This is a genomic window from Acidobacteriota bacterium, assembly GCA_003225175.1.
In the GTDB taxonomy this organism is placed as follows: Bacteria; Acidobacteriota; Terriglobia; order Terriglobales; family Acidobacteriaceae; genus Gp1-AA112.
This window is the reverse complement of the sequence record QIBA01000032.1, coordinates 1-13,868: the sequence shown is the minus strand read 5'-3', so window position 1 is coordinate 13,868 and position 13,868 is coordinate 1. Positions and strand designations below refer to the sequence as shown.

Here is a 13,868-nt window from a genome sequence, read left to right as displayed (position 1 = left end):
CGACCATTAGGTTACCCTTTCGTGACCTGGATCACAGCGGCCATAAAAAAGAAAAGGCCGGCATGGCAATGCCGGCCCAAAGCAGTCAGAGACTTGTTCGACTAGAAGCTGAAGCGGAATCCGAATTCACCTGCCAACGAGCGCGGAATGTTCGTGCTGGTTGGATTGATGAATCCGGCAGGAGTACCGAAGTTGTTGTTACCGTTCTTATCTTTACCGTTGACGTTCGTGTTGACGTCATTGCCGTAATTAGCGCGATTGGTCAAGTTGAATGCCTGAGCCATGATCTGCACGTTGGCTTTTTCGCCTATCTTGAAGTTCTTGCTCAATCGCGCATCAAGTTGGGCGAAGGTATCTCCACGGAAGTTGTTGAACGGCACCAGGTGGCAACTTCCAGCAAAGTAGCAGGCTTGCCCAGCAGCTTTCGTCATGAAAGTATTCGGGCTGCTGTTCGGTACGACTACAGCGCGATTGTCCTCACCCGAACCGAAACCGAGCGTATCCGTGGGAGCCGCAGCATTGTAAGGACGCCCAGAACCCACTTGGAGGATCGGGGCGAACTGAATCTTCCATGGCAGGTCGGCAACCGCACTCAGAGTCAGGTGATGACGTTCATCGTTGAAGGTTGGACCGTACTCAAACGGCGAGAATGGATTGTGGGGGTCGCGCGGATAGTGGCGGAATGACGTTCCGGTATCGCCGTACGCCATTGCGCGCGCCAAGGTATAGTTAGCTCGCAACGAGAAGTGGCGAACCATCTGCCGCCTGTAGCTGAGGTTCATGCCATCGTAGCGTGAGCGCCCAATCGATTGCTCGTCCCGCACACTATGAAGTACGGGAACCCCTGCTGCCGCAAATGCCGCGTCAAGCGGACGGGTAGTGCCATCACCGACCAAAGGTAACTGCGGATTGATGTTGATGGTTTTATTCAGGTGTAGGCCAAGCACATGGACATACTCGGCTTCGAATACCGAAGAGTTGTTAAGTTGCCAGCTATAGCCAATGTTCTCTTCCTCGGTCATCGGGTTCTGGTAGAGCGGATCCATGATGCGTCCAGTGCTGCCATCAAGAAGTTGGCTCGACGGAGGACCGACTGTCGGCAGCGGATCGACCCCATACCGGTAGTTCCCCAACGGAATTCCTGTTCCGGGAACGACCTCTCCGGGAGTCCCGATTGAGAACTGAGTCTGGAAGATGGTGGCGTTGCTCATCTGCTCCATGAACAAGGGGATATTCTGGAAGATGTTTCCGTAGTAAAGACCGAATCCTCCACGAAGGACATGCTTTCCAGCTCCGGTCAGATCGTAAGCGAAACCGATTCGTGGACTGAAGTTCTTATTGTCGTCACTTGGTTTTCTTGAGGTGAACTGCTTGGCTAGTGGACTGATGCTGGAGATCGCAACCAGTTCCTGGAAAGTGCGGCTCTTGTCGATCGCCGAGCCGCCGATAAAGTTGAAGTCCTTGTCCCAACGCAGGCCGAGATTCAACGTCAAGCGCCTTGAAATCTTCCAATCGTCCTGGAAGTAAGTTCCGAATTGCTTGGTTCCGCCTGGAACGTTCGTCGCCGGATCGCCATTCGAAATGGACATTCCGACAACCGCACCTGGAGAAGCGAATCCTTGCGGAAAATTGGCTTTGTCAGTCGTGATTTGGCTTGGATCTGCCCCAAAATCGACCTCAAGCGTGTCATTGAACTCGAAGTATCCACCCAGAGTTGGATTGTGAATGTAATCCACTCCGAACTTGAAGTTGTGATTGTTCCAGCTCTTCGAGACGTCGTCCTTGAACTGCCACTTGCGCTGGAACGACTGTTGGGGAACGTTGGCGTTGGTGCCGAAGCAAGAGCCGCCGGCGCCGCAGTTGTTGCTTCCGCCGCCCGGGAAGGTGATCAGCGGTACGCGAATCTTGCTGTCGATGACGTTGTTCCAATACTGGAAGCCGAAGGTGAAGCTATTTACTGTCGTGTTCGACAGGGTTGAATTCAGCGTCAGGTTCGCCAGTTGCAGCTGGTTAGTGGTGAAATTTCCCGCGGTGGCATCCTGGAAGCCATCCGACTGATCGTTGTTGCTGTCGTTCCCCTGCGAGTTATAACTCAGATAGGCAGTATTTTTCGAGTTGATGATGTAGTCAGCACGTCCGTTATAGCGCGTCTCAAAAAATGGCGTCGGCACGATTGAGATCGGCTTCGCACCCAGCGGCTGAGCAAGCGTCAATTCGTTGAAGGTGTCCGGGCTCTCCTGGATGCTGGTGTGCTCGCGCTGGCGCTCGTACGCAAAAAAGCCGAAGAGCTTGTCCTTCACGAACGGTCCGCCTATGCTGCCACCGAACTGCTGGCGCGAGTACGGCGGGTTCGCGGTCTGTCCCGGCTGGGGATGCTGATCGGCATTGAATGTCTGATCGCGGAAGAAGCCGAAGATCGAGCCGTGGTAATTATTCGATCCTGATTTGGTAATCATGTTGATCGCCGCGCCCTCTGACCGTCCATTGGCCGCAGAGAATCGCTGCGTGGAGATGGCAAACTCCTGCACGGCTTCCAGTGGAAGCTGCATTACCGGCCCGCCGACGGTGTTGTCCTTGTTATCGACGCCGTTCACGGTCACGTTTACGTTACGGCCACCGTCTCCGTTGACGGAGAGAATCGCGTAGCGATTCTTCGTGGGATCGTAGGAATCCGCGGCTTTCACGCCGGGAGTAAGGTACGCGAGGTTCGCAACATCGCGGCCGATCAGTGGAAGATCCTGCACTTCCTTCGGCGTAATGTTTTGACTAACGTCGGTTTTCAGCGCGTCCACTAGCGGAGCTTCCGCGCTCACTTCGACCGTCTCAGTTGCAGAACCCACGTTGAGAGTAAAGTTTTGCGACGTGGTGGATCCGACCAGAGTTTGCACTCTCTCGGCGCGTGCCTTGTCAAAACCCGTCATGCTCACAGACAGGCTGTAGACTCCGACTGATAGTGGATCGAATCGATAACTGCCATCCGCTCCGGTCTTCATGGAGCGACTTACTCCAGTTGCTGCGCTGGTGACCGTAACTTCTGCGCCGACGATAGCAGCGCCGCTTTTATCAGTGACTGTGCCTTGAATGCTCGAGCTGGCAGTAACTTGAGCAAATGCACAGTTGGCGGCAACTAACAAGCTACAAAGCCACAGAGATAATTTCCTACACATTGCCTCTTCTCCTTAATATGTGCTTAGCGAGAACAACTCAGCGGCGATGACCTCTGTCCCTACCCCTGACCGCAGAACTCTTTTCGCCATTTGGTCCCCGAATTTTCAGACACGTTCATCGACGAAATCCAGACTCCGAGCGGAGAAACATGGCGCTTCAACAACATTGATGGGACAAGGCGCGGAGTCTCAGGGACGACGTCGGAAAGCATCCTCAGTCTGCGGGAGAGCCGGAAGAAATTCCGTGTCAAACGTGACTGGGGACTACTCTACATAGTTAGTGCATGACAGTTTCGTTGTTGTAACTGAGACTGCGCAGAAATTGATGGATCGGCTGTATCTATAGCGATGCACTATTGTTTCCTTCGGCGGACGTAGATGCAGTAAATGCGCAAGGGCTCTTAGTGCCAGTTCGGTTCCACACTAGTGGCACATCTCACTCCTGACGCAAGGCCTGCGAAGGATCGATCAGCGTTACTCGATGGGCAGGAACAAAGCATGAGATTGCCGCGGCTACAAGAAATACAACTGCGACGGCAGCATAAGTGGAAACATCAGTTGGACTGGTCTTGTAGAGCAGCGAAGATAGTAGCCGAGCAAGAGCAAGTGCTCCGATGATTCCCAGAACAGTACCGAGGACGGCGAGGCCAAGCCCTTGGCGAACGACCATCTGCAGAATGGAAGTTTTCGATTCTCCCAGAGCCAAACGTATGCCCAGCTCGTGCGCTCTCTGATTGATTGACAACGCCATGACACCAGCAATGCCCGTAGCGCTGATCAGCAGAGCAAGTCCGGCGAATATTCCAAGCAGGATTGTCGTCGTTCGAGGCGAACTCATGGAATCTTGTTCGAGACGATCCATGCTCTCGACTCGATCGATCGCCAACTGTGGATCGACATTATGAAGAGCGGCCTGAACCAGCGGAACCATGCTCATAGGATCTGTGGCAGTGCGCACAATAAGCTGGCCAGCGCCTCCGAACTGCTTTACCGGAACGTACAGCTCGTCCAGAACATCGCGCTGTAAGCCGTACTCTCGCGCATCACCCACTACGCCGGCTATTTTGATCCAGCTTTGCCCCTGGTCCAGAGAAAGGCGCTTGCCGATCGGATCTTCGGTGGGCCAGAAGTGCCGCCGCATCGTGTCATTCACGATGCCGACGATAATCGCCTTGTGGTCGTCATGATCACTAAAGAATCTTCCTGCAAGCAGCGGCTGGCGAATCGCGTTGAAGTAATCGGGAGAAACCAGTGTTAGATCGATTTGCGGCGGCGTCTCTCCCGGAGCAAGTAGCCGGCCCTCGATCTGTATGCCGGTGTTGCCAGGTCCCGAAATGATCCCCTGTTTGCTGAACGGATAGTTGCTCGCGATGGCTGCCGACTGCACACCACCGACCGTGCTCACCCTACGTAATATGTTATCGGCAAGCTGCTCGAAGGCCTGATTGGTTGTGTACTTCGAGAAATTTGCGCTCATTCGCAGAGTAAGCAAGTGATCCACGCGGAATCCCGGATCCACTCTCTGCAAATTCGCGATGCTACGCAGCATAAGGCCTGCGCCAACCAACAGCATGAAGGAGACTGTCACCTGAGCAACCACGAGCGCGGCTCGCATTCGCTGACGACTGCTACTTGCGGTCGTCTGCCCGGTAGCTTGCTTCAATACGTCAGTAATTTGATTGCTGGAGGAGATTGCAGGCACAAATCCAGCCAGAATTCCCGCTGCTATGGAGGCAAGGAGGGTGAACAGCAGCACCGGCCAGTCGATCTTCACTTCAACGGCTCGCGTTGTAAAGCGTGCCGCAAACTTCACCAGCAATCCCAAAGCGGGAGGAGCGATCAATAGTCCCAAAGCGCCCCCGGCAACAGCAAGCATGACCGCTTCGGTCAATAGCTGGCGTATTAGACGTAGCTTGCTGGCGCCTAAAGCGCTGCGCACGGCCAGTTCACGTTCTCGCTTCAGAATTCGTGCAAGCATCAGGTTGGCCACGTTTGCGCACGCAATGAGCAGAACGAAACCCGCAGCTCCAAGAAGCACGATTAGCGTCAACCGAGCTCGCTGGATCAGCTCGTCCTGCAATGGAGCTATTGTCAGTCCGTAACCATATCCGCTTGGATAGTCCTTTGCATAAGAGCTCTCGAGTTGACGGGCGATCGTCGACAGATCTGCCTGTGCCGACTGCAGAGATACGCCGGGCTTGAGTCTGCCAAAAACAGCCGGCAGCATTCGCGCTTGCCGGTTCTCAATTGTTCGTGGATTCGACCGGAATGGGCATTGCGTGGTCGGCATGTAGACATCGTTTTCCGACGGATATTGAGGAATCGGAGGCAGAACACCAATGACGGTGTGCGGGCGGTTGTTCATCTGAAATACTTTGCCCACAACATTGGCATCACCGCCCTGGTGACGCTGCCAATACTCGTAGCTGAGCACCAGCACGGCGTCAGCGCCCTTGGTCTCATCGGCCGCTACGAATGTTCGGCCCAGCAGCGGCTTGGTTCCGAGGACGTCAAAGAAGTTTGCGGAAACAACCCCAGTCTGAACCCGCTCTGCGCTGTCCTTTCCCAAAAGGAGGAAGGACATGCTGTGATACTCGACTACGGATTGCAAGGTATGGTTGTAATCGCGATAGTCGAAAACCTCTTTGGGAGAGAACGGCACGTTATTGAGCTTCGCTTTGGTCGCCTGCTGCTTCAACACCACAAGCTTCGATCCGTCCGTGTAAGGCAGGGGACGCAGCAACACGCCGTAGACAACGCTGAAGATCGCAGTATTCGCGCCGATACCGAGGGCAAGCGTGAGCACTACCAGCGCCGAGAACCCTGGATTGTGAATGACCATCCGCCAGCCGAAGCGGAGATCTTGCAAGAGGCTCTCGGCCCATGCCCCGGCACGCACTTCACGCACGTGCTCCTTCACCTGGTCGGATCCGCCGAGCTCGATCTTGGCCGCGCGGAGAGCTTGCTCGCGGCTCATGCCGGTAGACATCTTTTCATCCGCCAGCAGTGCTACATACGACGACACTTCCTGATCGAGCTGTTCGTCTATGTCTTCCCGACGAAACAGGTTGCGAAAAAAGCTGCCGATCTTTGTAAGAGACATGAGTGTTAATCCTTGGCTCATTGCATAATTCCCGGATTGGAACTAGACTACTTCGGCAAGCCGCTAGGTTGCATTCAGATACTTGTCGGGCGAAGCATCGAATGCCTGCTTATGGTCCTGCATGCAGAAGTGATATGTCTTGCCTTTGTAAACTGACTTCGGCGAACCCGCCGCGTTTACTTCCATCTCGCACACCGGGCAAAGCGGATGATCTTCGGTGGAAACTGGGATCTTCGCGTATGCCTCGTTCGAATCCGGATTCATCCAGCCTTTGCCCTGATACTCCATGTCGTACGCCGTGCGCTCAGCGGCTTCGCGGCCGTAGTAGCGCTCCACTACTCGCAATGCCAGATCGATTCCAGACGAGAGCCCACCAGCGGTAGCAATGTTTCCGTCCTCGACAAACCTGGCTCCGCGCTTCACGTGAATGTCGGGATTCTCCATGGCCATCACTTTGTAGGAGCTGTGATGAGTTGTTGCCGTCTTTCCCGACAACAATCCCGTTTCAGCTAAGACAAAGGCGCCTGTGCAGACCGACATGGTTAGGTCAGCGCTCTGCGAGGATTTGCGAATCCAATCCAGGACAGCCTTACTTGCATGGTGTTGCGCGGGAATAACAATTACCTTCGGCGCTGGAGCGTTCTCAATGCTGTAGTCAGGAATAATCTTCATCCCGGCGCTCGCCTTGATTGGTTTAGTGGTTTCGGCCACCGTGTAGAGCTTGAAGGCTTCCACCATTTGGCCTGGGTTCGTGGCCATACCTGCGTCCTGAAAGACCTCCCACGGACCCGCAAAGTCGATCATCACGGCTCCGTCTGAGATCACGAAAGCCACTGGGATGCTCCCTTCTTTTGGCGGTTGCAACGGATTCGCAGTCGGCGGCGGCGTGTTCCGTTCTGGTGCTGCCTCCACAATGGAATTGAGCTTTGCCACCGACAGCGGCATGGCTGACGCGAAACCAAACATTGCCGCGTTCTTGAGTAGTTCCCTTCTCTTCATGGCATCCTCCTTGATTTAAGAACTTGCCAGCGCCTGGGCGATGGCTAGCGAAATGCGACTCCAGCGCTCACTTTCAGTCTCGAGTTGTTTGCGTCCAGTTTTCGTAAGCCGGTAGTACTTCGCTCGGCGGTTGTTCTCCGACTCGCCCCATTCCGACGTTACCCAGCCTTCTTCTTCCATGCGGTGCAAAGCAGGAAAAAGCGATCCGGGCTTTACTTGAAAAGTTCCCCTGGTAATCTGCTCAACCCGTCTTGCAATTCCCAGTCCATGCATCTGGTCAAGCGCGAGAGATTTCAAAATGAGCAGATCCAGAGTTCCCTGCAGTAATGCGGTTTGTTCAGGCGCCACGTGCACGCTCCTATCGACGTTCTGTAGGAGGATAGGTTAGCGACCTATAGAGAATCAATAGGAAAATCCGCTTAAGTCACTCTCAGCAGACAGCTCCAACTGAAACTGATACACGGATTCGCTTTCAAGATTGTTCAATTCCGAACACGTGCGTCTGAATGTGAACATCGGAGTCGCAGCTTGCGGAGCCGAAGAATGGGGGACAGCGGATAGAAGGTGGGACTCAGCTCTTCGCCGACCGCTCTGGACAAATCTCGCACCAGCGATCTGCATTCACTTCTAACGGCAGATGCTCTCCAGTTCTTTGAACGGCTTCGGCGGGAGCTTTGGGTAAGGCAGCTTCTTCACGTTCATCATCTGCTCGAGCAACGAATCGCCGAATCGTGAGGTTGGGACATCAGGATCGATCTGGTAAGCAGGATCGCTCTCTGCTTCCTCGAGCGTTATGAGACGCATGCGCTTTTCCTGCAGCATGTCCAGAAGTTGCGGCAGGATCGTGCTGCTGAATGCGCCCAGATGCAACAACAGGACATGGTTGATATCGTGTCCGTAAACGAGCTTAGCCATGGCGCGATCGCCATCGATGTAAGCCGACGCGATGCTCAGGTAATTCGAGATAAGCCACTCCATCGATCGTGCGTCCCGCTTCGCCGCGCAGCGAGCGTACGGAGTATTCCAGGCGTAGTCCTCATAGTCGAGGGTGACCTGTGCGATCTTGTATCCGCGATCGCGCAGATACCCTCGGACGGCGCGGCGCTTCTCCATGGTGTCGCCTTCGCGAAGAAATGGATAGCGCAACCAGTGCCAATCATTTGCGGGAGAAAGCAGTTCCAAAACGGGCTCGTCCTGAGCCAGATCGCGCTCGAATGCCTCCGCCGTATTCTGCTGGAGATTCATGTGGGAGTAGGTGTGATTGCCGACGCGCTCCCCACCCGCGACCCACTCCGCCAAGGCAGCCGCTGCATCCGGATTATTCTCAAGCTTGTTGGCATTCACAAAACCAAAAACCTGAGGCGTCTTGCGCTGCTTCAGTATCGCGAGCACATCCTTGACGATTTGCACTCGCGTCACGCCCGGCGGCAATTCGCCGTTCAGCGGCAAATCATCGAAGGTGATGGCCACGCCCTGGGAAAATGCACGACCCGGGGCAAGGGAAAAGAGAAGAATTACCCAGAGTAAGATCCGCCGCATGATCGACATTCTATCGTTGCGGGGCGGCTTCCCTGATGACGCGCATGGCCAACAAGACACCCAGAGTCGCATCGAATGCTAAACAGAAACCCGGCCACCACGGCGGTACTCCAGGATTTCCAATGAACAAGTGATGGAAGAAGTCAAAGGCTGCGTGCCCGATGAGGCCGGCGATTACGAACCACAAACTTCGTTTGAAACCGACCACCGCAAGAACCAGGAAGCCACCGGCGATGACACTTTCCATGACGAGTGTTCGCACAGAAGCTCCCATCACGGCAAACAACGCATAGTATGAGGCAATTACGATCAGCAGCGTCGGATAGAAGACCCGCTCGCGGTCAAAGCCCAAAACCGCCGCGAAGCCAGCCACCGCCAAAGCCAATATCAACCCAATCAGATATTCCATAATGAAACTCGACCTCTGTGCGGGTGTTCCGTCCTTCGCTGGTTTCGCCAAAGGTGGATAGCCACACGTTCAGACTTAAGACTCTTGCTAACTTTATTGCGAATCTATCCAAAACGGAACTGCCCCAGACCACGAACTCGATATATTCTCGCAACCCCACCCTTGAACCCCCAGAGGGTAGAGCATCCGGCCTTGACATTTTCGTTTCGCGACATACACTGGCGGCCTAATGGCGACTGGGAGCGCTTCGCTGATTGGGCGTGCCGCGAGCATTATTGGGCGGCGGGGAACAGTGTTGTTTGGAGTCTCCTTGTGGCCGTTCGCATTGAGTTTCGCAGGGCTGATGTTACTGGTACGAACGACAGGATCTACCGCCTCCGATGGTTCCTTGGATCCGATCCAGGTTTGGAAAAGCATGAGCTGGCTCATGAAATCTACCTGGATACTTTCCTACATATCCTATTTTTTTCTTTCACCGATGCTGGCCTTGGCCGGCATTTCCGAGATTGTCTCTGCCGAGCAGGAAGGAACGGAGCTGTCGTTTGGTAGCGCGCTTCAGAGAGTGGTGCGGGCTCTGGGTCGCTTGGTCGCTCTATCGTTTGCGGTGGGAATGTTAGCCACTCTTGGGTTTCAAGTCTTTGTGCTTCCCGGATTGGCGGTGCTTGCGATCACCACCTTTGCCGTCCCGGCAATCATGCTCGAAGGGAAAGGGATGCGCTCAGCGTGGCGGCGGAGCGCCGCGTTAGTACGGCAATCTAGAGGCGCAGTGCTTGCCCTTGGTGGTGGGCTGCTGCTCACCGCAATACTGATCTTCTTCGCGATCTTTGCCCTTGGTCTGGCAAACCAAGAGGCAGCGAAACTCGTTTCCAGATTTTGCTTGCTCCTGGTTGCTCCGCTGGTTGCCGTGGTCTTTGGAACGCTGAATACGCTTCTTTTTCTCGACATCAAGGAGCGCGAGACCGCGGCGGCTCGAGCCGCCGCGACTGGCTCGAGTATGTAGGCAGCATTCGCCGGCGGGTGGCCTAGCCGGGAGAAAAAGTGGGTGCCCTAGCATCGGCGGTTTCCGAGGACCAAAAGGGGACGGCCTGATCTGGGCGATTCTTTTGTGTTATGCACAGCGATCCCCTTTTCCCTCTACTTTGGAAAGAGTAGTTGACTTGCCTTCGCAGCGCCCCTAACATTCCCGCCCATGGCTACGCCATCCCGTTGTTGGGCCAGACGATCTCGCATTATCGCGTCATCGAGAGACTTGGTGGCGGCGGCATGGGCGTGGTGTACAAAGCGGAGGACCTGAAACTCGGCAGATTTGTAGCGCTCAAGTTTCTGCCCGACGAGGTAGCCAAAGACGCGCAGGCCCTCGCCCGGTTTGAGCGCGAGGCAAAGGCTGCGTCATCGCTGAACCATCCGAATATCTGCACGATCTACGAAATTGACGATCAGCACGGGCAGGCATTCATTGCCATGGAATTTCTGGATGGAATGACGCTGAAGCATCGCATCGCGGGTTCTCCGCTGGAGACAGGCTTCATCCTGGACTTGGCCATTGAAATCGCCGACGGTCTCGATGCCGCCCACGCCGAAGGAATTGTCCATCGCGACATCAAGCCCGCGAATATCTTCGTGACCCGGCGTGGCCATGCCAAGATTCTGGACTTCGGCCTGGCAAAGGTAACCGTAGGCGCGCGCAAGTTGGAACCGGCGCTGTCGGGCCCGACCATGGAGTCGAGTGCCGAGCATCTGACTAGCCCCGGATCAGCAGTAGGGACGATCGCTTATATGTCTCCGGAGCAGGTGCGAGCCAAAGTGCTCGACGCGCGTACGGATTTGTTTTCCTTTGGCGCCGTCCTGTATGAGATGGCAACGGGCGCATTGCCGTTCCGCGGAGACAGCTCGGGCGAGATCTTTGATTCCATTTTGAACCGTGCGCCGGTGCCTCCCATACGATTGAACCATGACCTTCCGGTCAAACTGGAAGACATAATTAATAAGGCTCTCGACAAGGATCGCAACCTTCGCTACCAGCAAGCTGCCGAACTCCGCACGGACTTGCAGCGCCTGAAACGCGATTTGGAGTCTGGACGGCAGGCGTCGACGGGCGCTGCATCAACGACGTCAGCAAGCGGCAGCTCCGTCGTTGCCGCTGTGGCCAGGCAGCACAAGTGGGGTGTGTTTGGCGCGGGAGTTGCCCTCGTCAGTATTCTGGCTGTGGCCAGTGTCGGAGTTTACTCTCTGCTCCATCGTCCGCGTTCCTTCCCGTTTCAGAACTTCACAATCACGAAGGTCAGTAGCTCGGGAAACGTAGTCGCTGTCGCGCTTTCTCCGGACGGAAAGTTCCTCTTAAGCGCTGTCAGGGAGAATGGCCTGCAAAGCCTCAAGCTACACAATATCGCCACCGGCAGCGACGCGCAGATCATGCCACCGTCTGCATCCGAATATGAGAGCCTCGTCTTTTCCGCCGACGCCAACTATATCTATTTTCGTAAAGTAGAGACCGCGCTCCATAACGCCTTCAATCTCTATCGCATACCCGTTTTGGGAGGGACTCCGCAGAAACTTGTCGGAGACATCGATACGGATGTCGCCTTTGCCCCGGACGGAAGCAGAATGGTCTTTGCCCGTGCCAACGATCCTGAAGTGGGTAAGGCCCGTTTCGTCTCTGCTGCAATGGATGGAAGCGACGAAAAGATCCTGCAGATCGTACCCGAGATCCAAATGCCCCGACACCCGGCATGGTCTCCTGATGGATCGCATATCGTGTTTGCGGCCAATAACTCGGCTGGAGTGGATGGAGTCGCTTTATTCGACGTCGCTTCGGGCAGAGTCGAGCGCGCCAAAATATTCACGGATAAATTTATTGGAGCATTGACGTGGGCACCTGACAGCAGTGGAGTTTTTACAATCTACAGTCCGAAGGGCACGCAGTTCCCCCCGACCCGGGCGCAAATTGCATTCCTTGAGTATCCCAATTGGGAAATGCATCCGATTACCCGTGATGCGAACCTATATTCGAGCCTGAGCGCATCTGCAGATGGAAAGACTTTCGCAACAGTGCAGGCGAGGTTTGTCCAGACGTTCGCTATTGTTCCACTGTCTAATAGCCAGCCGGAGGTGAAGCAGGTACCAGAAGAGTTAGCGGATACGCGATTTTTTCGCTGGATGGCGGACGGCACTCTGCTGGCAAGCGAGGGCGTTCGATTGTGGCGGCTGCGGCCCGGCGAAGCTGCGGCCACGCAGATCGCACTCGAGAACAGCTCATTCATGGCAACTGCCTCAACCTGCGGCAACTACATTGTCTTCCCCTGGAGACGGAAAAACGGTGGAAGCAATGTCAACATTTGGCGCATTAATCCAGATGGATCAAATCCGGTGAAATTGACGAGCGGTGCCAACGACCACCTCGCAGTTTGTTCTCCCGATCAGAAGTGGGTTTACTACCGCGATGGTAGTGGCAATCGGATTTGCCGGATTCCCATCGAGGGTTCAGGCGCGCCGGAAACCGTCGTCAGAGGATTGGACCTAAACGGAACGATAAGCGGCCAGAATAACGATATCTCAGCGGATGGAAAGACGCTGGCATTTACCGTCGGCATTCTCGATCCGCAGAAGAACGAGTACAGCAACAAAGTAGCCCTGCTCAATGTAGAAACGCGGCGTTCTCGAGTGCTCGATACCCATCCGCGACTGGCAGGCGGCCCACAATTCACACCCGACGGAAAGAGCCTCGCCTATCCCATCGGCGTGGGAGGCGTAGACAACATATGGGTCGAACCTCTCGACGGTTCACCCGGGCACCAGATCACCAACTTTAAATCTGACCAGATACTCCAAGTCAGATTCACACCGGACAGGAAGGGCCTCGGAGTTGTCCGCGGGCACATTTCGTCAGACACGGTTCTCTTGCAGGAATCCAAACCGTAGAACGGCTACTATCTCAGGACGGGTGGAACACCCTCGAATTGAGCAGTGCTTTGTTTCCGGGTTTTGGCCGGGTGCTCTACCCGCTAGTCTCGCTTTTTGATGGATGAATCATAAGTGGCTACCCTACCCTCTGTGTTTTCGGAGGGTGGGCAAAGAGGATGGTTGCGTCACTTCTCGGAGGGGACGGACGAGTTGATTCAAAACGAGACTAGCTATGAACCAGACGCGATGTTACGTTGCGTCTGTCCCGGGGATTTCTGGCGGTTCGGGATTTCTGGCAACTGCTGCCAGGGCAAACACGAAACACCATATTCAGTGCTGGTATCGAATATGGTACCATCGGAGGCACTATGGATACTGCCCGGAAGATCACTGTGGAGGTACCGGTGGCGCTTCTTGAAAGAGCGCAGCAAGCCAGCGGTACAGGGGTTACTCAGACCGTTCGTACTGGACTACAACTGGTTGCGGCCTCGAGAACTTACGCGCGCCTGCGCAAGCTGCGAGGCAAGGTTCGCTTCTCGCGAAGGTTGACGGAGCTGAAGGCCGACCGGTGATCGCAGCCGACACAAGCACCTGGATCGCGTTTTTTGACGGGAGCCGTGGCGAGGACGCACAACTGCTCGACCGTGCCCTGGAAGATCGCCAAGTGGTGATGGTGCCGGTTGTGCTCACCGAGCTCTTAAGCGACCCAAAGCTTCCTTCCGATGTAGCCGAAACGATTTCAGAAGTACCT

General features: G+C 55.1%; 11 protein-coding genes. 4 read left to right on the top strand and 7 right to left on the bottom strand.

All coding sequences use genetic code 11. From position 1 onward, the window contains the following. Positions 1–101: 101 nt before the first annotated feature. From DMG62_03815 to DMG62_03785, 7 genes are all read right to left on the bottom strand, one after another. Positions 102–3,167 carry a hypothetical protein gene (locus tag DMG62_03815; GenBank protein ID PYY24147.1) on the bottom strand — a complete coding sequence of 1,022 codons (3,066 nt, stop codon included), beginning with the start codon at positions 3,165–3,167 and terminating at the stop codon, positions 102–104. A 436-nt stretch (positions 3,168–3,603) separates the two neighbouring features. Continuing rightward, positions 3,604–6,291 carry a hypothetical protein gene (locus DMG62_03810; GenBank protein PYY24146.1) on the bottom strand — a complete coding sequence of 896 codons (2,688 nt, stop codon included), beginning with the start codon at positions 6,289–6,291 and terminating at the stop codon, positions 3,604–3,606. Between the two features lie 42 nt (positions 6,292–6,333). Next, on the bottom strand, positions 6,334–7,269 hold the full coding sequence (locus tag DMG62_03805; GenBank protein PYY24145.1) for a hypothetical protein: 936 nt from the start codon (positions 7,267–7,269) through the stop codon (positions 6,334–6,336). A 15-nt stretch (positions 7,270–7,284) separates the two neighbouring features. Beyond that, a complete protein-coding gene (locus DMG62_03800) occupies positions 7,285–7,617 on the bottom strand; it encodes a PadR family transcriptional regulator (protein ID PYY24144.1) in 333 nt (110 codons plus the stop codon). 54 nt (positions 7,618–7,671) lie between these two features. After that, a complete protein-coding gene (locus DMG62_03795) occupies positions 7,672–7,890 on the bottom strand; it encodes a hypothetical protein (GenBank protein ID PYY24143.1) in 219 nt (72 codons plus the stop codon). Between the two features lie 6 nt (positions 7,891–7,896). Beyond that, the gene (locus DMG62_03790; GenBank protein PYY24142.1) at positions 7,897–8,880 is read right to left on the bottom strand and encodes a polysaccharide deacetylase; all 984 of its coding nucleotides are present in this window, start codon (positions 8,878–8,880) and stop codon (positions 7,897–7,899) included. Beyond that, entirely contained in the window at positions 8,819–9,217 is a 399-nt protein-coding gene (locus DMG62_03785) for a hypothetical protein (protein ID PYY24141.1), read from the bottom strand. The genes DMG62_03790 and DMG62_03785 overlap by 62 nt, the downstream gene beginning before the upstream one ends. A 229-nt stretch (positions 9,218–9,446) precedes the next feature. Between DMG62_03785 and DMG62_03780 the strand changes: the two genes are divergently transcribed. The 4 genes from DMG62_03780 to DMG62_03765 form a co-directional block, all read left to right on the top strand. Next, entirely contained in the window at positions 9,447–10,217 is a 771-nt protein-coding gene (locus DMG62_03780; GenBank protein PYY24140.1) for a hypothetical protein, read from the top strand. 152 nt (positions 10,218–10,369) lie between these two features. Continuing rightward, positions 10,370–13,135: a hypothetical protein gene (locus DMG62_03775; protein ID PYY24139.1), complete on the top strand. Its 2,766-nt coding sequence runs from the start codon at positions 10,370–10,372 to the stop codon at positions 13,133–13,135. A 350-nt stretch (positions 13,136–13,485) separates the two neighbouring features. Continuing rightward, positions 13,486–13,689: a hypothetical protein gene (locus tag DMG62_03770; protein PYY24138.1), complete on the top strand. Its 204-nt coding sequence runs from the start codon at positions 13,486–13,488 to the stop codon at positions 13,687–13,689. Beyond that, positions 13,686–13,868: hypothetical protein (locus DMG62_03765; GenBank protein ID PYY24137.1), on the top strand; the 183-nt coding region annotated here is incomplete at its 3' end. The genes DMG62_03770 and DMG62_03765, both read left to right, overlap by 4 nt.